This window comes from Kribbella sp. NPDC056861 (genome assembly GCF_040687575.1).
GTDB lineage: Bacteria > Actinomycetota > Actinomycetes > Propionibacteriales > Kribbellaceae > Kribbella.
The window spans coordinates 579231-602527 of record NZ_JBFBNQ010000006.1 but is presented as its reverse complement, the minus strand read 5'-3'; the positions used below and the strand labels follow the sequence as shown (position 1 = coordinate 602527).

Sequence of the window (23297 nt, the reverse complement as noted above, 5' to 3'; positions counted from 1 at the left end):
GACCTCCCCACCGACGAACACGTGCTGAAAGTCCTGGACGGAACCGACCCAGGCACCCCAAGCACAGACCCGATCTACCTGATCTGCGCCCACGGTCGCCACGACGCCTGCTGCGCCATGCGCGGCCGGCCCGCCGCAGCTGCTCTCTCCGCCGCCTTCCCCGAACGCACCTGGGAATGCAGCCACATCGGCGGCGACCGCTTCGCCGCCAACCTTGTCTTCCTCCCGCACAGCATCTTCTACGGCCACGTACCGACGGAGGAGGCCGTCAGCCTGGCGACCACCTACAACGAAGGCTTCGTCGTACCGAAGTACCTGCGCGGCTCAGGCGCTCACCCTGCTCCTGTCCAAGCAGCCCAACACTTCGCCCGCGAAGCCGGCGCCTCGTTGGCCGTCGACGCGTTGCTGCCGACAGCCGTACTACGTCCAACCGCCAACACCTGGCGAGTCCACCTGGACTCCGGCCAAGCGGTAACCCTCACCACCACCTCAACCAAAATCAACGCGGCGATGACCTGCAGCGCACTGCCTCCAGGGCAGTTGATCAGCTACTCGCTGACATCCCTCGAGTAGCCGACACCCGCGCAGGCTCCTTCGTCGCTCGTCTGCTGCCATGAAGGCGCGATGGCTGACAGGAGAAGGCATTTGCGGCCAACAGCTAGCACCAGAGCATGAAAGTCAGTCCTGTGTGGGCAGTTGCTGGTCGTGTTGGTGTTCGCCGAAGTACGCAGACTGCCTCGCCATGATCTCGCGCATACCGGCATCTCGGCCTACGCCGTAGACAGTGCCCGGGAAGTCGAGAGTCCGCTGGATCTCCCAGAGCTCTTCGTGCCGGTCGGGCGAGAAGAGTTCCGCAGGATTGCCGACTGCGATCCAGCCGATGGGCAGGACGGTGCCGGGGAGAAGGCGTGAGTTGACCTGGAGAACGCTGTTGATGCGGAGTTCGGCACCGGTGCCGGCGTGTGAACCTGGGAACAACGAGGCGCCCGTGGCGATGAAGACTTCGTCCTCGACCGTGGCGCCGTTCACGTGGGCGTGCGGGCCGATCAGGACCGCAGCGCCGATCATCGCGGGATGGGACGCCCGGCCGCGGACCAGGGCGTTCTCCATCACCACGGTGTTCTCTCCGAGGTGGATCTCACCGTCTTCGGCCGTCAGTACTGCGCCGTGCAGCACTCGGCTTCCTTCGCCTAGTACGACGGCTCCGCACAGCACGGCTGAGGGCGCCACGTACACGGACGATGGCACGACCGGTCTCCGGCCACGGTGTTCCAGCAGCATGGTGAATCCTCTCGTCGTGCATCACCTCGGTCTTCCTCTAGCAGTTGTACTGGGCAGGCGGGACTTCACGAAACACTCCACAGCCCGGGCCCTCACTGCCCGGGCGGCCAGCGCCGGCATCGGCTGTCCACATCGAGGTGGGAGGTCCAGCCGCTGGCGGCGAAGGTTTGGGGTGGGAGTGAAATCCGCGAGCTACGAGTAGGACATTAGAACACCTGTTCGAAGAGTGCAAGAATGCTTGACTCGTCAGGTGAGGCGTGTCGCGGCGGCCGAAAGCGAGGCTCAGGTACGCCGAGTCGCGGCGTCCGGCAGCACCCGCTCGAGCACCACGATCGCGCCTGCGGCGACCAGCGCCAGTACCGACAACGTCACCCAGGGCAGCTCGTGCCGTACCTCGAAAAGCTGCGCGAAAAACGCCGGCACCAGCACACTCGCGAAGGTGAACGAGTACTGCCAGTACGACAGGTACTTCCCCCGCCCGTTGTCAGGCGCCACCGCAGCAGCCAGCGCGTTCCCCGTAGCCGCATGCAGTACGTCGGCCCCCGCGAACACCACACTCGCCAGGATCAACCCAGGCACCACCAGGACAGCCGGCAGATGCAGCAGCGCGGCCATCAGCACACCCCATACCGCCCACAAGACTCCGGCGACGACCAGTACCGAAGTACGCCGCCGGTTCTCGGTATGCCGCACTACTAGCGTCTGCCCGGTCGCCAGTACGACGGAGATCGCCGCCAGCAGCACGCCCACGATCCACTTCGGCGCCTCCGGCAGCGCTTCGGTCACATAGACCGGGAGCCCCACACCGATCATCATCGTGCACAGCGCCAGGACGGTGTTGACGGCGATCAGTACCAGGAACGCCTTGTCCTTCCGCAGCAGCGGAGCCGGCCCACTGTCCTGCACCACCGAGGCTGCCTCATGCAGAGCCCGGATCCGCAGCAGCAACACCCCAGCGACGAAGAACGACACTGCATTGGCCCCGATGCCGATCAGGAACGGCCGCTCCCCGTCGAAGCTCAGCAGCACTCCCGCCGCCAGCGCACCGAAGCCGAACCCGGCCGACTGCATCATCCCGCCGAGCCCGAACCAGCGATCCCGATCACCCGGATCCGCCACGTCCGACAGCAGACTGAAGATCGCCGACCAGAACACCCGCTGCCCGGTGGTGGAGACCAACGCGCAGAGGAACAGCAGCCACAACGAGCGCCCGAAGAAGAAGCCGGTGAAGGCCAACCCCTGTGCGAACTGCGCCCCGATCACCAGGTTGCGCGGCCCGACCCGGTCGATCACCAAGCCGACTGCGGCCGGCGCCGCGATGGAGAACATGGTCGCGACGGTCAGCACCAACCCCGCAATACCGAGCGGGATGTCTGCGACGCGTACGAAGAACAACAGCATCAGCGGTCCAGCGCAGCCGCCGCCGAAGGAGTCGACGGCGAGCCCGGCGAGCAGCGGTACTCGACCTCGAATATTCGGCAGTCCGAGGGATGTAGCTGATGGCATCTGATTCCCCGACCGCAGTGTGGAAGCTCCCGACCGGGCAGAGTAACAATCCCCGGCCGGGAGGCTCCAACCAATTAGCGCGCAGCCGACTCCCGTACTGCGATATGCCGCAGCGGGCGCCAAGCCAGGGCGGTCACGATCACCATGCCCACGAAGGCGACCACGAACGGCGTCGCCAGACCGAACCGCTGAGCCAGTACGCCGCCCAGCAACGCCCCCGCGGCGGCACCACCCACGGAGGCCAGCGCGTAGACGTTGTTCACCCGCCCCATCAGCACGTCAGGCGTGGCGAGCTGCCTGGCCGTGGTCGACACGATGCCCCAGACAACGGCATGGACCCCGAACACCGTCATCGTCACGACCACCAAACCCGGACTCCTGGTGACAGCCAGGACGAGATGAGTGACTGTCTCCACCACCAGCCCCGCCCGGAGCAGCGTCAGACTGCCGACCCGGGGTTCGAGCAGGTGATAGACGGGCATCCCGGCGATCGCACCGATCGCACTCGCCGAGATCAGCAACCCGAACTGGGTCTCGCTCAACCCGAGCCGCTGCTTGGCGTACAGCACCCAGGTCGCGAACCCCGCCATGAAGGTCAGGTTCATCACCAGGATCGTCCACCCGAGCGTGCGAACGCCGGCGTGATTCCACACCCACTGCACGCCCTCACGGATGTCGGTCCAGAGCGCAGTACGGGGTGTGGGTTCAGCGGTGGCCGGTATGCCACCCGCGAGATCAAGGCGGCAGCCGCTGCGAACGTCACGGCGTCCACCAGCAACGGAACTCCGGTGCCGAGGGCGAACAACAGGCCGCCGATCGGCGGCCCGACAAGCTGGTTGGCCGTCGTACCGGTCGCGGTGAGGCGCGCGTTCGCCTTGCCGAGATGCTCTCTCGGTACTGCGTTGACGAGCAGCGCGCCGGCCGCGCCATCTGCCATCGTCTCCGCAGTACCGAGCAGGAACAACGTCAGGTAGACCAACCACAACGGCGAGAAGCCAACCAGTACTGCGATGCCGAGCGAGCCCAGCACCGCAGTACGGAAGATGTCGGCGGCAATGACCACCACACGGCGATCGAGCCGATCGACCAAGGCGCCGCTGAACAACGCGAACAGCAACCACGGCAACTGCTGAACGAATGCAGCGGCGCCGACGGCCAATGGATCATCGGTGATTGAGGCAACCAACAACGGGCCGGCAGCAAGCATTGCGCCATCGCCGAGATTGGAGATGGCCGCAGCCGGCCAGATCTTGCGGAAATCCTGCCCCAGTTCAGCGGGCAGGAGGAAAATGCGAAGAGAACGCATCGGAGACTCCCAGAGGGCACGACTGGACGGGTGACGTCGACCGACGCCACCGGACAGTCCGGTCAGTCACCCCGCGTCAGCAGCAGCTGATCAACGAGCCGACCGGACGGCAAAGCCATGTCCCCGGACCACTGAGCCATCACTTCCACCTCCCGTCTCCGATGCAGGACAGGCGGCAGCTCCGCCCATCACGCCGAAACCCTACCCACCGGCCACCTGGCGTGTCTCGTGGTTTGCTCGTCGGGTCAGACGACGTACGGCGCGTAATCGACGCTCGCGCCGACCCGGCGCCACTCGATCACACCGACCCGGGCATGCCGCTGCCCGGCGCCGTCGCGGAAGTGCCAGGCGATCCCCGTCTGGTTGTTGCCGATGCCCGCCACCTCGGCACCGCCCGGTCCACTGCCGAAGCCCTGGCCGGTGGCCATCACAGTCCGCAACAAGCGGAACTGGTCATGGATGGTGGGCGCGATGTAGACATCGGTGTGGTAGCTGCTGTTGCGGTAGTCGCCGCGCGAGATGAACAGATAGACCTTGTTGTTGTAGCGGATGAGGTCGGGTGCCTCCATCACCGCCTTGTTCTCCACGCTGAGCATCGTGACCCGCGCCGCGCCAGGAGCCAGTGAAACCGTGCTGCCCGAGAACCGCAGCATCACCGCCTGGATCTTGTAGTCGCCGACCGGGAAGTCGGCGGGCTGGATGTGCCCCGAGCGCCAGACCAGATAGGTGTTGTTGGCGGCCGTCTCGAAGGTCGACGGGTCGATCGCCTCCCAGCTCTCACCCGGCCGGTTGGCCGCACAGAGCAGCAGTTTCGGCGCGCTGTAGCTCTCGGCGGCGTTCGTCGACGAGACGGCCCAGTAGATGCAGTGCTCGGCGCCAGGCCGGTCGGCCGCGAAGAACAGGAAGTACTTGCCGTTGCGCTGGGTGACGTGCGGCGCCCAGACGTTGGTGTATCCACTGAGGCGCGCCGCCGTGAACGCGTTACCGACGAAGCTGAACCGAGTGCTGAGAGCCGTGCTCTTGTACATCGGCACCCGCCCGCCGGTGCCCTGCACGTGGTACGTGGCTCCGAACTTCGAGAAGCCGGGGTCGGCGATGGAGTTCGTGCTGATGTCGTGGCCGGTGGCTCCAGCGGGCACAGCGGCCAGCAGACCCCCGACGCTGGCGAGAGCAGCGATCGTGGCAACGGCCGCCAGTCGGAATCGTGGTCGCATCCGCACTCCTAGGTCAACCAGTAGGGAGTGGAAACGTACAAGCCAACCGGGTCTTTGCTGACCGATCAGGTAGCCGAACGGACCGTCCGGGGTACCGCCGACCGGACGACCAACATCGCCAGACCCCGAGCCTCGATCTGAATCCGCTCCTCTATAGTCACTTCTGGCGGTCGCGAGGCTGCCCGGGAGGGCTCGCATAGTGGCCGAGTGCGCTGGTCTTGAAAACCGGTATGGCGGGTGACCGTCATCGTGGGTTCGAATCCCACGCCCTCCGCCGGTTAAGTCTCAAAAATATTTGGGTTACCCAAAAATTAGAGCTACCGTGTCTGCATGCCCAGAGAACAAGGCCTGCGGGAGCGTAAGAAGGCCGAGCAGCGCGAGCGCATCGCGGACATCGCGGCGAGGCTGTTCGCGGAGCACGGGTACGACGGTGTGTCGGTGCTCGACGTCGCTCGCACCGCGAACGTGTCCGACCAGACGATCTACAACTACTTCCCGGCCAAGCACGACCTCGTACTCGACCGGGCCGATGAGTTCCGCGACCTGTACGGGCAGGCTGTGCTCGCTCGAACCGACGGGGCCAGCCCGGCAGATGCTCTGCGTCCGCTCGTGGCGGTGGACATCGAGCGCTACCGGGGCGACGATCCGGCGCTTGCCCGGGGCCAGTTCCCCGTGTTGTGCCGCGAAAGTGGTGCGCTGCGCCGGTTCGCACTGGAACTGCGCGAACAGCAGGTGGATCGCGTCGTGGCCGCCCTCGGGACGACCGACGCGGGCATTGCCGCGATCGTGGCCCGCGTGCACGCCGCTGCGCTGATCTGCGTCGTTCAGACCATCACCGACGAGATCGGTGCTCACATCGTCGCCGGCACCCCAACAGGCACAGCCGCGGCCGAGATGAAGCACACCGCCACGATCGCGCTCGATCATCTCGACCGTGCCTTCCGCAGCGTGCTCCAAGCAACAGGAGACTCCTCATGAAGAACACTCGTGTACTCATCTCCGGTGCCAGCCTCGCCGGCCCGGCCCTCGCCTTCTGGCTGGAGCGGTACGGATTCGAGGTCACCGTGGTGGAGAAGGCCGCCGAACTGCGTCCCGGTGGCCAGGCAGTCGACTTCAAAGGTCCCGTCCATCTCTCGGTCCTGCAGCAGATGGGCATCCTCGAGGCGGTCAAGCAGGCAAGCGTCGAGGACAGCGACGGGACGTTCGTCAACGCCAAGGGACGCACGATCGGTGTTGTCCCAGGTGCCTTCTCCGGAGGAGAGATCAACATCCCCCGCGGCGATCTCGCGCAACTGATCTACAACCTCACGGCCGGCAAATGCGAGTACGTCTTCGGCGACTCGATCACCTCCCTCACCGAGACCAGCCACGGCGTCGATGTGACGTTCGTGCACGGCTCTGCCCGTACGTTCGACATCGTGATCGGTGCCGACGGCATCCACTCCAACGTCCGCAAACTGGCCTTCGGGCCGGAGACGGACTACGTCACCCACCTCGGCTACTACTACGTCCTGGCCGACCTCGACCTCGATCTCGACGACGTCGCCTACAACGAACCCGGCCGGATGGTCGGCCTCGGCGGCAGCAAAGCCCCGGCTTTCTTCGTCTTCGCCTCCGAGCTGTTACCCCGCACCGACGACATCGAGGTGCAGAAGAAGCAGCTGATCGACGCATACCGCGGCGGCAAGTGGCGTGTGCCTGAGCTGATGGCGAAGATTCCCACCGCGTCCACCTTCTACATGGACTCGATCAGCCGCGTCACCACCCAGCACTACAGTCGAGGCCGCGTCGCCCTCCTCGGTGACTCCGCCTACGGCAATGCCCTGGGCGGCTTCGGTACCGGACTGGCCATCGTCGGCGCCTACGTGCTTGCCGGCGAACTGCTGCGCGCCGAGGGTGATCACACGAACGCCTTCGCCCAGTACGAGGCGAAGTACCGCGACTACGCCTCCGTGTCCCAGAAGATCAACGCCGGCCGCCTCCTCGCCCCCAAGAGCCGCCCCGGCATCGTCGGGCGCAACCTCCTCTTCACCACCATGAAGGTCTTCAGCCCGGCGATGAAGGCGCTCGAAGGCCCCGCCAAAAACCTCGACCTCGAAAACTACTCGGCGCTGACCACCCACTGATCTCCCACCGGCGTGCACCTGCTGATCCTGATGACCGGATCGGACCGCGCGGAGACCAGGACGAGCCTGGTCCCGGGAAGCGGCGCACAGCATCGTTGAACCATGAGCGATGACTTGATCGACCAGGTCCAGCCGAGGCTGCCGAACGCGGTGTTCATCGACGCGATCGAGCCGACCGATCTCGCGCCGGGGATCCTGCGCCGCGGGCTGCCGTCCAACGGGTTCGGGCGCGCGTCTTCGACCTGGAGCCGGGGGTGACTTGGCCGGAGGTGGACGTGCACGACCGGGACGAGCTGATCTACGTGATCTCCGGCGAACTCCTCGACCACGGCCGCAGCTACCCGGCCGGCACGTACCTCCACTACCAGAACGGCAGCCGGCACCAGCCGCGTACCGAGTCGGGCGTCCGGATCTTGGTGTTCGGCTCCGAGACCGTTTGACGAACCCGGGTTGCTCAACCGGGAGGCCGAGTCAGAAGCGCCAGCGGGTGGCGGTGAGTCCAGTTTCCTTGCCGAAGGCGAAGGCTTAGTCCGGCTGTACTGCGTAGACGTGGCGGGGGTTGTCGAGGTCGGCCGGGTCGTAGAGCTCGCCGGCTGGCCAGCACCGGTACTACGTGCGGTCGCCCGCTGGGTCTGTGGTTGCGAGCAGCTGCGAACCAGCTGTGACCGGTTGGTCCAGCATCCTGGTGGGATGAGCGGACGACTTGAGCTTGCCGTCGAAGGCCGGAAGAGCGTCGAGGGCTGGGCCGCCGGGGCGCAAGTACTGGCGTTGCTGTCCACAATCCACGAGCTCGGCTGGACGCGCTACCTGGCCGAACCGCGTGAACTCGCCGAGCTTGCCGCGTACTCCGGGCTGCCGCCGACGCGGGTGAGCGACCTCGTCGCCGTGCTGGCGGAGTACGGGGTTGTGGTGGATGACAATGGGCGGGTTCGGCTGAGTTCGCAGTACGAGGCGTTTGCTGCGGATGACGCGTGGATCGGGCTGGGCGAGATCCTTGATCGGTCCGCGGTGATGTCGAAGTTGATCGACACGGCTGTGCGGGAGCCGGGGCCGTTGCCGTTGAGTGAGGACGATGCGCTGGTGATCGCGCGGGCATCGGGTGGCCGCGCGACGGCAGAGACTCGGCGGTTGTTCGAGCAGGTGTTCCTGCCGCAGCTTCCCGAGCTGGCCGACTTGGTGCGTCGCGAGCGGTGGCTCGATGTCGGGTGTGGCGTCGCCGGGTCGAGTCTCACGCTGGCCACGCTGTTCCCAGAGATGCGATCGGTCGCGGTCGAGCTCGTACCGACGGTCGCCGCCGAAGCGCTTCGCCGGGCTGAGGCTCAGGGCGTGGCCGACCGCGTCGAGATCCGTTGCCTGGACATCCGGGAGCTGAAGGAGACCGATGAGTTCGGCGGCGCCTTCTGGGCCCAACCGTTCTTCCCCGAGTCGACCAGGGCGGAGACGCTGGCCGTGATCCGGCGCGCAATCAAACCCGGCGGGCTGCTCTTCCTGCAGGAAACGGAGCCCGAGCCGCAGCCGAGCGGCGGGCTCGCGTACGCCGTACGCCGGCTCGTCACGCGCGGGTGGGACGTGCCCTTCGGTCGAACCGCGGAGCAGTTGGCCGCGGAGGCAGAGACGGCTGGATTCGACCTGGTCAGGCTGGCCGTCACCGACGTCGGCCGCTACGTCGTCGCGCAGCGGCCGGGCCGGTGAGGCAGCTGCCGGTTCAAGACCTGCGCATCAGCGGGTTGCCTTGGCGGCCTTCTCGATGACGTTGGCGACCTGGCCGGGGTGGGAGACCAGGCTGAGGTGGCCGGCCGGTACTCGGGTGATGGTGGAGTGGGCGCGGGTGGCCATGAACAGTTGGGCGGTCGGCGTGATGATGCGGTCGCCGGTGCCAAGCACGTACCAGGACGGGATCGTGGCGTACGCCGGAGTACCGGAGAGGTCGTTGCCGGCACTGAGAGTGAGCGGCCGCTGGGCCGGGTACAGGCTCTCCGCTTCGCGGCGCGGTACGCCGGACGCGAAGGACGTCACGAAAGTGTCGTGCTTGAGGTAGAGGTCGACGTCGCCGGGTGGCCCGCCGGGATACGGGACGAAATCGAAGACCGTGGTCGGATCGACGGCCAGGGCGGAGTCCGCGCCGGCCAGCGGGAAGATCGATTCGCCTTGAGCTGGGGCGAATCCGTCGACGTACACGAGTGCTTTGACGTTCGGGTTGCCGGTCGCCGCGTTGGTGATGACGGCGCCGCCGTACGAGTGGCCGACCAGGACGATGGGTCCCGAGAGAGTGGCCAGGAAGTTGCGGACAGTGGCCGAGTCGCTGCCGAGATTGCGCAGTGGGTTCGGGGGGACTCGGACCTGGTAGCCGTCGTCCTGCAGGCGGCGAGTCACCTTCGACCAGCCGGATCCGTCGGCCCAGGCGCCGTGCACCAGGACGATGGTAGGTCTGGGTTTGCTCTGATGTGACGCTGCTGCGGGAGTCACCGCGGTCGCCACCAGGGCGAGGACGGCGAGGAGTACGCCGGCTGTCCGGCGATAGCGTTCGCTCTTCATTGGCTCAAATCCCTTCCAGGACTGGAGAAACTCCAATAAGTCGGTCTCCGGCACCGATCGTCCCCAGCCCGAAACCCTTTGTGAGCAAGGGAATTGGCCGCCTCGCCGCCCCAGGTCACGATAACGCGCCGCCGCCGATCTGAGGAGTGCGTCCGGCGGGGTCACTTTTTGCGCCGAGCCGTCGCGCTGAGTAATCTGCGGGTATGACTGCTGACCCGTATGGTGACGAACGGCTGGTAGGCCTGTACGACGAGGACAACGGCAGCGGTGACGATCACGACTACTTCCTCAAGCTCGCCGACGATCTGGCCGCCACGAAGGTCGTCGACCTCGGCTGCGGCACCGGACTCCTGACCCGGGCGTTCGCCGCGCCGGGTCGCGTTGTCATCGGCATCGATCCGAGCCCGACGATGCTCGGGTACGCGCGCCGGCAGCCGGGCGCGGACGCTGTCACCTGGATCGATGGTGACGCCGGCGCGATCGAGGGCACCGGCGACGCGGACCTGGCGGTCAGCACCGGCAACACGATGATGCACATCAGCTCCGACGATCTCCCGCGAGCCCTCGAAGCCCTCGCCGCGGTACTACGCCCCGGCGGCGTCCTCAGCTTCGAGAGCCGCAACCCCGCCGCCCGTGCGTGGGAGGAGTGGAACCCCGACGCGACGTACTTCGAACGCGGCATCCCCGGCGCCCCGGTGCGCGAGTGGATGGAGGTCACCGAGGTCGACAACGGGCGGGTCGTGTTCGACGCGCACAACGTCTTCGAGGACGGCTCCGACGCCGTCTCCACCTGCACCCTCTACTTCCGTACTGCGGAGGAGCTGACCGCCGCCCTGTCGACGGCGGGCTTCACCGACATCCAGATCTACGACTGCTGGCACCAGCAACCGGTGACCGAAGAGACCCGCCTGTTCGTCTTCCGCGCCACCAAGGCCTAGGCGAGAGTTGGGCCATGCGAGATCTGGTGGTGACCGAGAACATCACGGTCGATGGAGTGATCGACGCGAGCGAGGGCTGGTTCGGCCCAGGTGACGACGGGGAGGTGGACCAGTCCGACCTGTTGGCGGCGCTCAAGCTGCAGCGGGAAGCCGCGGACGGGTTCCTGGTCGGGCGGCAGACCTTCGAGGACATGCGCGGCTTCTGGCCGCACCAGACTGACGACCAGACCGGCATCTCCGACTACCTCAACCAGGTCACGAAGTACGTGGTCTCCACGACGCTGCAGGATCCCGACTGGGAGCACAGCGTCGTACTGCGTGACCTAGCTGCGGTAGCGGCCCTGAAAGACCAACCAGGCAAGGACATCGTCGCCACCGGCAGCATCAAGCTGGTGCACTCGCTGGCGGCCGCCGGGCTGGTCGACGAGTACCGGCTGTTCGTCTACCCGGTGGTGCTCGGCAAGGGGGAGCGCCTCTTCGCTGACGGGAGTCCTCGCGCCAACTTGCGTCTCGTGGAGTCGCTGCCCTTCCGCTCCGGCGTCACCCTCCTCCGCTACCGCTCCTGAGTCGGGAAGGACAGGTGCTGGTGGATCATCTTCCAGCCACCTTCCTCCCGCCGGAAGACGCGGGTAGCGCGGGACCAGCTGTCGACTGATCCGGCCTGCACGTGGTCGCGACCCCAGGCGACAGCCAGGTCGCCCTGCGTCTCCACCTGCAGCTCGGTCGTCTCCAGACTGACCTCATCCGCCGACTTGAGACCTGACTCGCAAACCTCCCGTACTGCGGCCTTGCCCGCGTACTCCCCGGCGTGCTCATAAGACACGACGTCGTCCGCGATCCCGTCCATCAGCCCATCGAGATCCTTCGCCGCAGTCCGTCCGCCCAATGAGTATGAAGATCCCGTACTTCGGACTTCGCGGCAGTCGTGTCCGCCAAGGCAAACGAGTGGTGCTCATGCGACACCAACCACCGGCCGTTCTCCTTGCGCAGCCCCAGCGTCAACCGCAGCCGCGACGCATTCGCCGGAAACTCGGCCGCCTCACCACACCGCAACAACGCGAAGGCGAACGCCACCTCAGCCCCGGCCGTCACGTCCAGCGACTCGATCTCGAAGACGGCGCCGGACGCCTGCCACTCGAAGAACGGCGGCCAGGTCTCGCGATATGCGTCGAGTCCACGCACCCCGGCGTACGGCGGTGGCACGTCGAACATGACGATGTCGGCCGTGTGATCCTCGAGGACCACCGCCAGGTCGCCGGTATGCACCGCGGCGGCCCAGCGCTCGATCAGCGTGCGGATCTCCTGCTCGTCGGTCATCGTTCCAGCTCTCTGTAGGAATCACTGTCACGACTAGAACCCTGGCCGAGCGCAAAACTCATCGCGGCAGCGAAGCCGGCAACCCGAAATCGGCGAAGTCGGCCTCCAGGAACGAGACCACCTCAGCGATCGCCGGCCCCCGCAGTACGAGCAGGTCCAGGCCGGCCGGCACATAGCGGTCGTTCTCCAGCATGTAGGTGCCGACTGCGAGCTGTCCGTTGGCCGACGCCGGCAGGAACCTCCACGGCACCCGCAGCGGCCCGTCGAGCAGGAACCCGCGAATCCCGTCCCGCCCCTCGAACCACTGCGGCAGCGGCGGCATCGAGTACTTCGCATCGTCGGTCAGCAGCGCCACGATCGCCTCGACGTCGCCCGCCTCCCAGGCAGTCATGTAGCGGCGAACCAGCTCCCGCTGCGCAGGCTCCCCGAGATCGGCCAGGGCGGCTTGCTGAGTCGGTGCGCCGCCCACCACCTTCCGCGCCCGCTGCAGAGCGCTGTTGACCGCAGCAACCGTCGTGTCGAGCTGGTCGGCCACCTCACTGGCAGCGAAAGCGAGGACGTCCCGCAACAGCAGTACTGCGCGTTGCAGCGCCGACAGGTGTTGCAACGAAGCCACGAAGGCCAACTCGACGCTCTCCAGCGCAACCAGGCGAGCCTCTGGGGTCAGCTGAGCAGTCCAGGACAGCCGGGACGACGGGTAAGGCTCCACCCAGCTGCCTTCAGCCGCTGGTGCAGCCACGTCGGCGGGGAGCTCCCGGCGACCCCTGCGCTCGATCAGCGTCAGGCAGCGGTTGGTGGCGATCTTGTAGAGCCAAGCCCGCACCGCCTCGCCCTCGAACCGTCCCCGGCTGTTCCAGGCCCTGAGCAACGTCTCCTGCACACAGTCCTCGGCGTCGTGATCCGAACCGAGCATTCGATAGCAGTGCGCGTGCAGCTCACCCCGCAACGGGCCGACCAACTCCTCGAAGGCGTCCTCGAGCTCTACGCGGTGATCCACCGAGCCAGTGTTTCAGCCGCACGGCCGCTGTCAATCGCCTCCGCGCAGTCGGCCAGCCCGGCCGCTAGTTGCTCTGCCAGTGGCCGGGAGGTCAGCCTGACGGCCGCAACGGCAGCAGCCGCATTGAGCAGTACTACGTCGCGCACGGGGCTGGCGTCGCCTGCCAGCACCGACTGGAGTACCTGGGCGTTCGCGGCCGCAGTACTGCCGCGTAGGTCGGCTGGTGACGACAGGGGAAGACCCAGTGAGCGGGGATCCAGCAACTCGGGTACTGCGTGGCCGTCGCGGACCACCCAGACGCAGGACGAGGCAGTAGTCGTCAGCTTGTCGAGTCCGTCATCTCCGCGGACCACTAGTGCGGTCGAGCCTCGACCGGCGAGTGCTGCGGCGATGACCGGCTGCATGCGCGCATCTGCCACGCCTACCAGCTGGTGCTGAGGGTCTGCGGGGTTGATGAGCGGTCCGAGCACGTTGAACGCCGTCGGGACGCCCAGCTCACGCCGTACTGCGGCGACGTGCCGTAGGCCGGGGTTGAAGCGTGGTGCGAACAGGTAGGTGATGCCGGCCGTTGCGGCGACTCTGGCGGCATCAGAAGGCGACAGGTCGAGGGGGATCTGGAGGTGCTCCACCAGGTCGGCTGAGCCGCCGGTCTGCGATGAGGCCGCTCGGCCGCCGTGCTTGACCACTGTCACGCCAGCAGCCGCGGCGACGATCGCTGCGATGGTCGAGATGTTGACCGCGCCGCTGCCGTCGCCGCCCGTGCCGACGATGTCGACAAATCGCCCTGGGATGGTGACGGCGGTCGCGTGCCTGCGGAGGCCGTCGGCCATCGCGACGATCTCGTCCGGTGTTTCGCCCTTGGCGCGGAGCGCGATCAGGAAGCCGGCCGCCTGCGCCGTCGTGGCGTGCCCGAGGACGACCTGGTCCATCGCCCACCAGCAGTCCGCCGGCGTGAGGCCGCGGCCGGTGAGCAGGCCGGAGATGAGCGCGGACCAGGAGCGCTTCGCAGTACGGGTGGTCATGGGCAGTCCTCGGGATCGGGCCGACCCGACGAGGCTGGGGTGCAGAGATCACAACGGCCGCCTCATCGAGGCGGCCGGTTGGTTTTACGCGTACGAGCAAGGTGGCCGCCTAGTCGACGGGCCACCAGCTGCTCAGACGCATGATCACGCTCGGACGATAGCAAAGGCGATCGTCACGCCACCAGTGCCGTCGCCAGCTCCCAGAGCCGCTCGGCGTTGCCCGGGTCGAGCGCGAACGGCGCGACTCCGCCGCCGAACATGACCGGTGGGCCGGTCAGCACGGGAGCCTCGGCGCAGTCCTCGTAGTACCGGCCGCCGGTGGTCAGGGTGGCCGCCAGGACCGAGGTTGCCGCGCCCTGCTCGATGGTCTTGCGGCGTTCGACCGGGGTCCGGAGGCCGCCGGTGTGCTGCTGGAGTCTGGTGGCGATCGCACCCGGATTGACCGCGTTGGCGACGATGCCGTCACTCGACCAGCGCCTGGTCGCCTCGACGGCGAGGAGGACGGTCGCGGTCTTCGAGTCGCCGTACGCGCCGATCGGGCTGTAGGGGCGGTAGACCCAGTCGAGGTCGTCGAAGACCGGCGGCGACATCAGGTGGGCGTTGGAGCTGAGCGAGACGATCCGCGCGCCGCCGGACCGGGCGAGGGCGGCGTGCAGGCCGGTGGTGAGGGCGAAGTGACCGAGGAAGTTCACGGCGAACTGGAGCTCGCGGCCTTCCGGCGTCCGGGTGAGCTCGGGGGTGGCCATGATGCCGGCGTTGTTGACCAGGATGTCGAGCGGTCCGTCCCAGCCGGCGACGAACGCGCGGACCGAGGCGAGATCGGCCAGCTCGAGCTCGGCGACCTGGGCGTTCTCAATGGTCGCTGCGATTTCCTTGCCTGAGGCAACGTTTCGGACGGCGAGCACGACCTCGGCGCCGGCCGCGGCGAGGGCACGGGCGGTTTCGACACCGATCCCCGAGTTGGCGCCGGTGATCAAGGCCCGCTGGCCGGTCAGGTCGAAGCCGGCCAGTACTTCGCTTGCGCTTGTTGTGAATCCGAAGGAGTTCATGTCTCGATGCTGCGCCGTGGCCGGCCGGTGAAGAAGACTCTGCTGACACTGGTACTAGCAGGGACAGGATCTGGTCGCCGGACGCAACTACTCTGGAAACGTGAGCAACCTCGGTGAGTACCTCAAGGTACGGCGTGAGCGGCTGCGCCCTGAGGACGTCGGCCTGCCAGGCGGCAGTCGCCGGCGGGTGCCCGGGTTGCGGCGTGAGGAGGTCGCGCTGCTGGCCGGCATCAGCGTCGAGTACTACCTACGGCTGGAGCAAGGCCGCGACCGGCACCCGTCGGACCAGGTGCTCGACAGCCTCGCCCGCGCGCTTCAGCTCGACACCGATGCCGAGACCTACCTCAAGAAGCTCACCGCCCCAGGGAAGCCGATACGCCGTCGCGCCGCGCGCCCCGAGCAGGTCAGCGCCGGAGTACAGAGCCTCATCGCCAGCTGGCCGACCACCCCGGCCCTTGTGCACAGCCGTTACATGTCAACCCTGGCAGCGAATCCGATAGCCGTTGCCCTAAGCCCCTTCTTTGCTCCGGGAGTCAACACCCTGCGCGCGGCCTTCCTGGAACCGGAGATGCGCGAGTTCTACGTCGACTGGGACGACATGACCGCCAAGGCGGTCGCCTACCTCCGCTCGATCATCGTCCCCACCATCGATGACCCCGAACTGGTCGCCCTGATCGGCGACCTCAGCCTGCACAGCCCTCGCTTCCGCACCCTGTGGGCCAAACAGGACGTCCGCCAGAAGTCCAGCGGGACCACCCGCTTCAACCATCCCCAGGTCGGTCCGCTGACCCTGAACTACGAAAAGCTCGCGCTCCCCGGCACCCCGACCCAGATGCTGATCACCTACCACGCCTCGCCCGGCACGCCCTCACACGAAAAGCTTGAGCTACTCGCTCACCTGTAGCCGCGGATGTAGTCGATGGTGAACGACGGGACATGGTCGGCAGGACCTTCTTCGCTGGGGAAGTCGAAGGTGGCGAGCATGAGCTGCATCGGGTACTTCGGCGGGCTCTGACAGCTGCGGACGAGAAGGTTGTCGACGTAGAAATCGGCCCGGGTGGGGGACCAGTCCACGGCGTACAGGTGGAAGTCGGTGGGATCCAGGGCAAGACGCGGCGCCTGGAAGTCTTCGGGAACGGAGGGATCGCGGAATGTGTGCAGGCCCATGCCGACCTCGACCGATTCGCCGGCGACCACGGATTTACCGAACATCTCGGTGACACAGATCTCGGCGCAGCGCTCCGGGGTGTCCTCGAGGCCGACCAGCCACAGGGCCGCCATTGAGCGCGGCGAGAGGTCGGCGCGGGCGCGGAGTTCGAGATAGCCGCCGGTCGGGGTCCAGCCCCAGAACGGCGGTTGCTCCTCGCGGACCCGCAGGCCGTCGCGGTACGGCTGCTGGCCGATCGTGCTGCCGACCGGTCCGGAGAAGTTGCCGGACTGGATACCCGAGACACGCGTCGGTGGCAGGTGGTCGCCCTCGCACCAAATGCCCTGGTCGGGCGGGACGAAGAGTCGCAGGCAGGAGTCCTCCACCTCGTACTGCGCTCCCGCCGCGGCGCGTGAACTCCACTGCGGCAGGTAGTACGGCGACCAGACGGCGGGATCGAGGGTAGGTCCGTCGAAGTGGTCCTCGAAGATCAGCTCACGCTCGGCCATCCCTCATGATCGGCGGCTGACCGCGTGGTTGTCACATGATGGGCGCTCCGATCGTCAGAGCTTTGACGGACCGCGATGGGAGATTGTGACCTGTGGATGATTTCGACCGACTGGCCGGCCAGTTCGAGCAGCATCGCGCCCAACTGCGGTCGGTGGCGTACCGGATGCTTGGGTCGGTCAGTGAGGCCGAGGATGCGGTGCAGGAGGCGTGGCTGCGGTTGAGCCGGTCGGAGGCGAGTGAGATCCAGAATCTCGGCGGCTGGCTGACCACGGTGGTCTCGCGGATCTGCCTCGACCAGCTGCGCAGCCGCAAGACGCGGCGCGAGGACCCGCTGGACGACGTCTTCGTGCCGGATCCGCTCCTGGGTCCGCTGGACCCGGAGGAGGAAGCGGTCCGGACCGACGCGGTCGGCCTGGCCATGATGGTGGTGCTGGAGCAGCTGTCGCCGGCCGAGCGCCTCGCCTTCGTGCTGCACGACATGTTCGGCCTCAGCTTCGACGAGGTCGCCGAGATCGTCGACAAGAGCCCTGCCGCCACCCGGCAGCTCGCCTCCAGGGCCCGCCGCCGGGTCCAGGTCGCACCAGTCGCTGACAACGACCTGAGCAGGCAGCGCGAAGTAGTGGACGCCTTCCTCGCCGCCTCGCGCAGCGGCGACTTCGAGGCCCTGCTGGCTCTACTCGACCCGAATGTCGTCCTCCGAGCAGACGCCGGTACTACGGCCGACGGCCCCGCCGTCTCCAAGCTGGTCCGCGGCGCCCTCGCAGTAGTCGAGCAGGCCCTCACCTTCACCCGCCTGGCGCCGCATACCCGCCCGACCCTCGTCAACGGCTACCCCGGCGCAGTGACCGTCGTCGGCGACACCTTGATGGGAATCATGGACCTCACCCTCCGCGACGGCAGGATCACCGAGATCAACATCCTCGCCGATCTCCCGCGGCTGAAAAAATTTCTGCCGATCGTGTCTATCTGAGCCGATCTCCTTCGACGTGTGTGTAAGAGGCAGGCACATGGCGAAGGAGCAGCGGGATGAGCGCGCAGGCGATTTACGAGGTCACTGGTAGCGATGTAGTCGCTGGACTGCTCGGCAGCGGGTTCAGCGGTGAGTTGCACCAGCCCGGCGACGCGCAGTACGACGTACTGCGGCAGTCGGTCGTCCCTACCTTCGACTCGAAGCCGCTGGTGGTCGCGGAGGCCTGCAGCCGGTCTGACGTGCAGGCGGCTGTCCGCACTGCCCGGCAGTACGGGTTGCCGCTCGCAGTACAGGCGACTGGGCATGGGACGCGGGTGCCTGCTGACGGCGGCATCCTGCTCAAGACCTCGACCATGACCTCAGTACTCGTCGACCCGCAGCGCAAGGTTGCCAAGGTCGGCCCTGGCACCCGCTGGGGCGCAGTGATCGACGCTGCCGGGCAGTTCGGTCTTGCGCCGCTCGCGGGCTCCTCGCGAGACGTAGGAGTCACCGGCTACACGCTGGGTGGAGGTGTTGGCTGGCTGGCTCGCAAGTACGGCTTCGCGGCCGACAGCGTGATCCGGGCCGAGGTAGTCACCGCAGACGGTCGAGTAGTCACCACCAGCGCTGACGAGCACCCCGACCTGTTCTGGGCGATCCGCGGTGGCAGCGGCAACTTCGGCATCGTCACCTCGCTCGAGTTCCGCCTGTACGACGTGCCGCAGGTCCACTCCGGCGTCGTGTACTTCGGCATCGACAACGCGGCCGAGACGCTCAAGTTCTACCGCGACTGGTCCGCCACCATCCCCAACGAGCTGAGCACCGCGATCCTGCTCACTCGCCTCCCCGGCACCACCACTCGTGCCCTGGCGATCAAGGCCTCGTACTCCGGTGATGCCGACCTGGCCGAGCACCTCCTCAAGCCGCTGTTCAACCAGGCCGGCCCGATTCTGGCCGGCGAGCTGAAGACCACGCCGTACGGCGAATCCGCGATGGGCGGCACCCCGGCCCGCTACCTGGACATGCTCGACACCCTGCCGGACGACCTCCTGGACGCGCTGGCCGAGCTGCCCACCGAGACCGTCGAGATCCGCCACTGGGGTGGCGCGATGGCTCACCCGGGTCCCGGCGCCGGTCCGGTCGGCCACCGGGAGGCGGCGTACTCGCTGATCATCGACCAGGAGGTCCCGGAGCTGGCCCCGGTACTGCGCAACACCGGCCGCACGTTCCTCAACTTCGTCGCCGACCCCGGCCAGGCAACCTCGGCGTACGCCGCAGCCGACCTGACCCGCCTCCGCGCGGTCAAGCGGGCCTACGACCCGGACAACTTCTTCCACCTGAACCACAACCTCAAGCCCTGAGAACAACGAAACGGCCCGGCCTCTCTTGAGAGGGCCGGGCCGTTTCGGTGAGGCAGGATCAGGCGGTGCCGGAGTTGCCGTACACGCTGACGTGCACGTGGTCGTAGTGGTTGGCCGTGGCGCCGCCACGGTCCTCCATCGCGCGCCAGCCTTCGCTGCTGCGCTGGACCGTCCAGATGTGCTGCTCCCAGAGCAGTTCGCTCACGCCCAGGGCCTTGCGGTTGGCCTTGAGGTAGTCGGCGATCTCCTGGCCGGTCTGGCCGCTGACCATGATGTCGAGCGCACGGCCGCTGGAGTGCTCGCTGCCGGAGTCGCCGCTGCGCAGACCGCCGTACGACGTGACGGAGGGGAACAGGTGGCAGATCGCGCGGTGCACCCGGATCGCGTCAGCCGTCAGGCCGTCCTCGACGCTGGAGCCGGACTTGCAGGCTGCCTGCGACGGGGTGCCCTCTTCGACCGGCTTGTCGACCGGCTTGGTCGCGGCCAGGTACTGCGCCTTGACCCAGCGGGAGACGCCGTCGCGGACGATCTCGGCGAAAGCCCCCTGCACCTTGCCGGTGACGGAGACCTTGCTGCCCTTCTCCAGGACGGTCAGCAAGGAGCCGGTGACCGGTGCGGACCAGACGTTGACGTCGGTGGTGGTGAACTTGCTGCCGGTGATCTTCGGCGGCAGCACGGTCTTCGCGCTCTCGGCCGCCCGGGTCTTCACCGAGCTCGGCTTCGGAATCGGAGCCTGCTTCTTCAGGTGCTTCGCGACCGGCGCGGTCTTCTTCTGCTGCTGCGGCGCCTGGGTCGGGCTCAGATCGAGCGGGGGTCGAAGGGCGTCCCGGCTGGTCGGCGCCTCACGCTTCAGCTGCAGGGGCGAGCTGGCGGCAGACACATCCTGCTGCGGGGCCTCATCGGGGAACGCGACTGCGGATCCGGTGGCCAGTAACGCCACCGCGGCGCCGGGAATCGCGACCTTCACGATGCCGGGGCCGATCACCTTCGGGCGCGCCTGGCGATGCCGCGCCTGTCTATGCCGTCCTTCAGCCACTTGAACTTCCACCCAATCCTTGCCGAGATCAAAACGTTATCGACCGGAGGATCAAAGCACACTTCCTGACGAGTCCACCAACCGACGCGGAGTTTTAACGCATTGCGAACATGCCGCACGCTCAGCGGGTGTGATCCAGGCGGCGGCATCACAGTGAGGTCTCTGCTTGACTGCGCGTTATGGACGACCTCGGGTTCACTGTCGAGACCGGCGCGGTAGCACGCTTGGTGATCGACCGGGCACCCAAACGGAACGCGCTCACCCGGGCAATGTGGGAGGCGCTACCAGGTTTGCTGGCCGAACTGGCCGCGGATCCTGCGGTCAGGGTTCTCCTCGTGACCGGCGCCGGGCCGACCTTCTCGGCGGGCGCCGACATCGGAGAGCTGGTCTCCGGGAGTGATCCGGCCGACCCGATGGCGGAACTCCGGGCGCACAATCTGCGGGCGCAGGTCGCGCTGCGGGAGTTCCCGAAGCCGACTGTCGCGGTGATTCGCGGACACTGCATCGGCGGCGGGCTGGAGATCGCGATCAACTGCGACTTCCGGTTCGCGGCGAGCGGTTCGACGTACGGGGTGACGCCGGCGCGGATCGGCGTCGTCTACCCGCCGGCCGCGATCAAGGTGCTGCTCGCGCTGGTCGGGCCTGCTACTGCGAAGTACCTGCTGTTCAGCGGTGACCTGCTGACGGCCGAAGAGGCTTATACGAAAGGCCTGGTGGACAAGGTCTTTCCCGAGGACGAACTCGACGCCGGTGCGGCCGACTTCGCCGCCACCTTGCTCTCCCGCTCCCAGCTGACCATCCGCTCGGCCAAGGAGACCGTCAACGCGCTGCTCGCCGAGACCGATGCCGACCAGCTCGCCTTCCAGCGCTACCAGGAGACGATCACCGACGGTGAGTTGGTCGAAGGCATCGCCGCGTTCCAGGGCAAGCGCGCGCCGCGTTTCCCCTGGCAGGGCTGACTCCCGGTACTCCGTTCCGCCTGGCGTGCATGCCGACGTTTGGGGCTGGGCACCAGACATCGGCGCCGCCAACCCCCGTCCTGGCGGCCAAGGAAATTAGGAGGCTTCATGCTTGTCCTCGGATTGATCCTGTTGTTGCTGGGATTCCTGTTGAAGATCTCGATCCTGTGGACGATCGGCATCGTTTTGCTCGTCGTCGGAGCAGTGTTGTTCCTGCTGGGATCGACCGGTCGTGCCGTCGGGGGACGGAAGCACTGGTTCTGATCTGACCTTCTGAGCGTCAGGACCCCGCCGGCCTTCGGGTTGGCGGGGTTCTTTCGGTCCCGACACACTGCTCTTCCTGTCGACCAGCAATACGTCGAATCGCGGCGAGTTGTTCCGACGTACCTGCTGAGAGGGGGTCGCCGGGACCTCCGCGACCGTCAGGATGGTGCCTGTGAAGTACATGCTGCTGATCTACAGCAACCCGGAGAGCTGGGCCGGACTGTCGGCCGAGCAACGCGACGGCCTGGCCCGTTCGCACGAAGAGCTGAGCCGGGAGCTCACCGAGCGGGGCATGCTGGTCAGTGCCGCCGGCCTGGCCGATCCGATCACCACCAGGACGGTCATGATCCGCGACGACACCCGGACCACCACCGACGGCCCGTACGCCGAGGCCAAGGAGCACCTGGCAGGCTTCTACCTGGTCGAGTGCGACACCATCGACGAAGCGATCGACTACGCGGCCCGGATGCCGGACGCGAAGTACCTGGCTGTGGAGGTGCGACCTGTGATGGACAACTCCGGGCTGGAGATGTGAGCGACTTCGAGCACCTGCTGCGGGAGGAGACGCCGCAGGTGCTCAGTGCGCTGGTCCGGCACTACGGGCACTTCGACCTGGCCGAGGAGGCCGTGCAGGAGGCCCTGCTCGCCGCTGCCCAGCAGTGGCCGGCGGACGGCGTACCGGACAACCCGCGGGGCTGGTTGATCCGGGTCGGCTCGCGGCGGCTGATGGACCTGCTGCGGAGCGAGTCGGCTCGGCGGCAGCGTGAGGAGAACGCGGCCAATCTGGCGGCGCCCGACGAGTTCGTTGCCTCGGCTCCGGATGTGGATGACCTCGGTGGACGCGACGACACGTTGACGCTGCTGTTCCTGTGCTGCCATCCGGCGGTGTCGGCGGCGTCGCAGATCGCCTTGACGCTCAGGGCTGTCGGCGGTTTGACCACGGCGCAGATCGCCGCCGGATTTTTGGTGCCAGAGGCAACTATGGCGCAACGGATCAGCCGGGCCAAGCGCAGTATCAAGCAGGCGGGCAGTACGTTCGAGATGCCGCCTGAGGCCGAGCGCGATGCCCGGATGGGCGCTGTGCTGCACGTTTTGTATCTGATCTTCAACGAGGGCTACACCGCGTCGTCCGGCACCTCCCTGCACAGCGCCGAGCTGACCACGGAGGCGATCCGGCTGGTGCGCGGCGTCCGGCGGCTGCTGCCGGACGACGGTGAGGTGGCCGGCCTGCTGGCGCTGATGCTGCTGACCGACGCGCGGCGGCCGGCCCGGACCGATGCCGACGGCGGCCTGATTCCGCTGGCCGAGCAGGATCGCTCGAAGTGGAACAAGGACGCGATCGTCGAAGGCGAGGCGCTCGTCACCGACGCGTTGTCGCGCACCCAGCTCGGGCCCTATCAGGTGCAGGCGGCGATCGCCGCAGTACACGGCACTGCCGAGCGGGCCGAGGACACCGATTGGCCGCAGATCGTCGCGCTGTACCAGGTGCTGGAGCAGATCTCCGACAACCCGATGGTGACGCTGAACCACGCCGTGGCGGTGGCGATGGCGACCGGGCCGAAGGAGGGGCTGGCCCTGCTGGAGCAGCTCGACTCCGACCAGCGGATCACTGAGCACCACCGGCTGGAGGCGGTCCGCGCGCACCTGCTGGAGATGTCGGGCGATCTCGAAGCGGCCCGCGCGAGCTACCTGCTGGCCGCCCGGCGGACCACGTCGATCCCTGAACGCAACTACCTTCAGTCCAAGGCGGACCGGTTGAGCTAACCGCTCGAGATCGGCG

28 protein-coding genes and 1 tRNA gene are annotated in these 23297 nt (G+C 67.2%); 16 read left to right on the top strand and 13 right to left on the bottom strand.

Annotated features, from left to right (window positions below; translation table 11 throughout):
• Positions 1-21: 21 nt before the first annotated feature.
• Complete coding sequence (locus AB0P21_RS31005) at positions 22-573, top strand: sucrase ferredoxin (RefSeq protein ID WP_363701011.1); 552 nt, start codon at positions 22-24, stop codon at positions 571-573.
• Between the two features lie 105 nt (positions 574-678).
• Here the strand turns inward: AB0P21_RS31005 and AB0P21_RS31000 are convergent, their stop codons facing one another.
• From AB0P21_RS31000 to AB0P21_RS30980, 5 genes are all read right to left on the bottom strand, one after another.
• Positions 679-1281: a gamma carbonic anhydrase family protein gene (locus AB0P21_RS31000; RefSeq protein ID WP_363701009.1), complete on the bottom strand. Its 603-nt coding sequence runs from the start codon at positions 1279-1281 to the stop codon at positions 679-681.
• Between the two features lie 282 nt (positions 1282-1563).
• A complete protein-coding gene (locus tag AB0P21_RS30995; protein WP_363701007.1) occupies positions 1564-2787 on the bottom strand; it encodes an MFS transporter in 1224 nt (407 codons plus the stop codon).
• Between the two features lie 74 nt (positions 2788-2861).
• Positions 2862-3440, bottom strand: a complete 579-nt coding sequence (locus tag AB0P21_RS30990) for an MFS transporter (RefSeq protein ID WP_363701005.1) — start codon at positions 3438-3440, stop codon at positions 2862-2864.
• Complete coding sequence (locus AB0P21_RS30985) at positions 3392-4093, bottom strand: MFS transporter (RefSeq protein ID WP_363701003.1); 702 nt, start codon at positions 4091-4093, stop codon at positions 3392-3394. The genes AB0P21_RS30990 and AB0P21_RS30985 overlap by 49 nt, the downstream gene beginning before the upstream one ends.
• A gap of 245 nt (positions 4094-4338) precedes the next feature.
• Positions 4339-5307, bottom strand: a complete 969-nt coding sequence (locus AB0P21_RS30980; protein WP_363701001.1) for a family 43 glycosylhydrolase — start codon at positions 5305-5307, stop codon at positions 4339-4341.
• A 185-nt stretch (positions 5308-5492) separates the two neighbouring features.
• On the opposite strand from AB0P21_RS30980, the gene AB0P21_RS30975 reads away from it, so the two are divergent.
• The 6 genes from AB0P21_RS30975 (at position 5493) to AB0P21_RS30950 (ending at position 9125) form a co-directional block, all read left to right on the top strand.
• Positions 5493-5581: transfer RNA gene (locus AB0P21_RS30975), tRNA-Ser, on the top strand.
• A gap of 56 nt (positions 5582-5637) precedes the next feature.
• Positions 5638-6285 (top strand): TetR/AcrR family transcriptional regulator, encoded by a 648-nt coding sequence (locus tag AB0P21_RS30970; RefSeq protein ID WP_363700999.1) that lies wholly within the window; start codon positions 5638-5640, stop codon positions 6283-6285.
• Positions 6282-7433 (top strand): FAD-dependent monooxygenase, encoded by a 1152-nt coding sequence (locus tag AB0P21_RS30965; protein WP_363700997.1) that lies wholly within the window; start codon positions 6282-6284, stop codon positions 7431-7433. Before AB0P21_RS30970 ends, AB0P21_RS30965 begins: the two co-directional genes overlap by 4 nt.
• 102 nt (positions 7434-7535) lie before the next feature.
• The gene (locus AB0P21_RS30960) at positions 7536-7691 is read left to right on the top strand and encodes a hypothetical protein (protein ID WP_363700995.1); all 156 of its coding nucleotides are present in this window, start codon (positions 7536-7538) and stop codon (positions 7689-7691) included.
• Positions 7688-7873, top strand: a complete 186-nt coding sequence (locus tag AB0P21_RS30955; RefSeq protein ID WP_363700993.1) for a cupin domain-containing protein — start codon at positions 7688-7690, stop codon at positions 7871-7873. Before AB0P21_RS30960 ends, AB0P21_RS30955 begins: the two co-directional genes overlap by 4 nt.
• Before the next feature lie 250 nt (positions 7874-8123).
• Positions 8124-9125 (top strand): class I SAM-dependent methyltransferase, encoded by a 1002-nt coding sequence (locus AB0P21_RS30950; protein WP_363700991.1) that lies wholly within the window; start codon positions 8124-8126, stop codon positions 9123-9125.
• 27 nt (positions 9126-9152) lie between these two features.
• Here the strand turns inward: AB0P21_RS30950 and AB0P21_RS30945 are convergent, their stop codons facing one another.
• Positions 9153-9968 (bottom strand): alpha/beta hydrolase, encoded by an 816-nt coding sequence (locus AB0P21_RS30945; protein ID WP_363700989.1) that lies wholly within the window; start codon positions 9966-9968, stop codon positions 9153-9155.
• Positions 9969-10171: 203 nt separating this feature from the next.
• On the opposite strand from AB0P21_RS30945, the gene AB0P21_RS30940 reads away from it, so the two are divergent.
• Both AB0P21_RS30940 and AB0P21_RS30935 read left to right on the top strand, forming a co-directional pair.
• Complete coding sequence (locus AB0P21_RS30940) at positions 10172-10906, top strand: class I SAM-dependent methyltransferase (protein ID WP_363700987.1); 735 nt, start codon at positions 10172-10174, stop codon at positions 10904-10906.
• Positions 10907-10920: 14 nt separating this feature from the next.
• The gene (locus AB0P21_RS30935; RefSeq protein WP_363700985.1) at positions 10921-11472 is read left to right on the top strand and encodes a dihydrofolate reductase family protein; all 552 of its coding nucleotides are present in this window, start codon (positions 10921-10923) and stop codon (positions 11470-11472) included.
• Here AB0P21_RS30935 and AB0P21_RS30930 read toward each other — a convergent pair.
• From AB0P21_RS30930 to AB0P21_RS30910, 5 genes are all read right to left on the bottom strand, one after another.
• Complete coding sequence (locus AB0P21_RS30930; protein WP_363700983.1) at positions 11460-11753, bottom strand: nuclear transport factor 2 family protein; 294 nt, start codon at positions 11751-11753, stop codon at positions 11460-11462. The genes AB0P21_RS30935 and AB0P21_RS30930 overlap by 13 nt on opposite strands.
• Positions 11753-12223, bottom strand: coding sequence for a nuclear transport factor 2 family protein (locus tag AB0P21_RS30925; protein ID WP_363700981.1), 471 nt, complete (start codon positions 12221-12223; stop codon positions 11753-11755). The genes AB0P21_RS30930 and AB0P21_RS30925 overlap by 1 nt, the downstream gene beginning before the upstream one ends.
• A 58-nt stretch (positions 12224-12281) precedes the next feature.
• The gene (locus tag AB0P21_RS30920) at positions 12282-13220 is read right to left on the bottom strand and encodes a sigma-70 family RNA polymerase sigma factor (protein ID WP_363700979.1); all 939 of its coding nucleotides are present in this window, start codon (positions 13218-13220) and stop codon (positions 12282-12284) included.
• Positions 13205-14242 (bottom strand): anthranilate phosphoribosyltransferase, encoded by a 1038-nt coding sequence (gene trpD, locus AB0P21_RS30915; protein WP_363700977.1) that lies wholly within the window; start codon positions 14240-14242, stop codon positions 13205-13207. The genes AB0P21_RS30920 and trpD overlap by 16 nt, the downstream gene beginning before the upstream one ends.
• Before the next feature lie 173 nt (positions 14243-14415).
• Positions 14416-15291, bottom strand: coding sequence for an SDR family NAD(P)-dependent oxidoreductase (locus tag AB0P21_RS30910; RefSeq protein WP_363700975.1), 876 nt, complete (start codon positions 15289-15291; stop codon positions 14416-14418).
• Positions 15292-15391: 100 nt separating this feature from the next.
• Between AB0P21_RS30910 and AB0P21_RS30905 the strand changes: the two genes are divergently transcribed.
• The gene (locus AB0P21_RS30905; protein WP_363700973.1) at positions 15392-16195 is read left to right on the top strand and encodes a helix-turn-helix transcriptional regulator; all 804 of its coding nucleotides are present in this window, start codon (positions 15392-15394) and stop codon (positions 16193-16195) included.
• Here AB0P21_RS30905 and AB0P21_RS30900 read toward each other — a convergent pair.
• The gene (locus tag AB0P21_RS30900) at positions 16186-16947 is read right to left on the bottom strand and encodes a glycoside hydrolase family 16 protein (RefSeq protein WP_363700971.1); all 762 of its coding nucleotides are present in this window, start codon (positions 16945-16947) and stop codon (positions 16186-16188) included. The genes AB0P21_RS30905 and AB0P21_RS30900 overlap by 10 nt on opposite strands.
• 92 nt (positions 16948-17039) lie before the next feature.
• On the opposite strand from AB0P21_RS30900, the gene sigJ reads away from it, so the two are divergent.
• Together sigJ and AB0P21_RS30890 are read left to right on the top strand one after the other, a co-directional pair.
• Positions 17040-17918 (top strand): RNA polymerase sigma factor SigJ, encoded by an 879-nt coding sequence (gene sigJ / locus AB0P21_RS30895; protein WP_363700970.1) that lies wholly within the window; start codon positions 17040-17042, stop codon positions 17916-17918.
• A gap of 56 nt (positions 17919-17974) precedes the next feature.
• Positions 17975-19258, top strand: a complete 1284-nt coding sequence (locus AB0P21_RS30890) for an FAD-binding oxidoreductase (protein ID WP_363700968.1) — start codon at positions 17975-17977, stop codon at positions 19256-19258.
• Between the two features lie 58 nt (positions 19259-19316).
• On the opposite strand, the gene AB0P21_RS30885 is transcribed toward AB0P21_RS30890, so the two are convergent.
• A complete protein-coding gene (locus AB0P21_RS30885; RefSeq protein ID WP_363700966.1) occupies positions 19317-20294 on the bottom strand; it encodes an SH3 domain-containing protein in 978 nt (325 codons plus the stop codon).
• 179 nt (positions 20295-20473) lie between these two features.
• On the opposite strand from AB0P21_RS30885, the gene AB0P21_RS30880 reads away from it, so the two are divergent.
• From AB0P21_RS30880 to AB0P21_RS30865, 4 genes are all read left to right on the top strand, one after another.
• On the top strand, positions 20474-21253 hold the full coding sequence (locus tag AB0P21_RS30880) for an enoyl-CoA hydratase/isomerase family protein (RefSeq protein ID WP_363700964.1): 780 nt from the start codon (positions 20474-20476) through the stop codon (positions 21251-21253).
• 108 nt (positions 21254-21361) lie between these two features.
• A complete protein-coding gene (locus AB0P21_RS30875; RefSeq protein ID WP_363700962.1) occupies positions 21362-21517 on the top strand; it encodes a DUF6131 family protein in 156 nt (51 codons plus the stop codon).
• A 181-nt stretch (positions 21518-21698) separates the two neighbouring features.
• Positions 21699-22052, top strand: a complete 354-nt coding sequence (locus tag AB0P21_RS30870) for a YciI family protein (protein WP_363701271.1) — start codon at positions 21699-21701, stop codon at positions 22050-22052.
• A complete protein-coding gene (locus AB0P21_RS30865) occupies positions 22049-23281 on the top strand; it encodes an RNA polymerase sigma factor (RefSeq protein WP_363700960.1) in 1233 nt (410 codons plus the stop codon). The genes AB0P21_RS30870 and AB0P21_RS30865 overlap by 4 nt, the downstream gene beginning before the upstream one ends.
• Positions 23282-23297 lie beyond the last annotated feature (16 nt).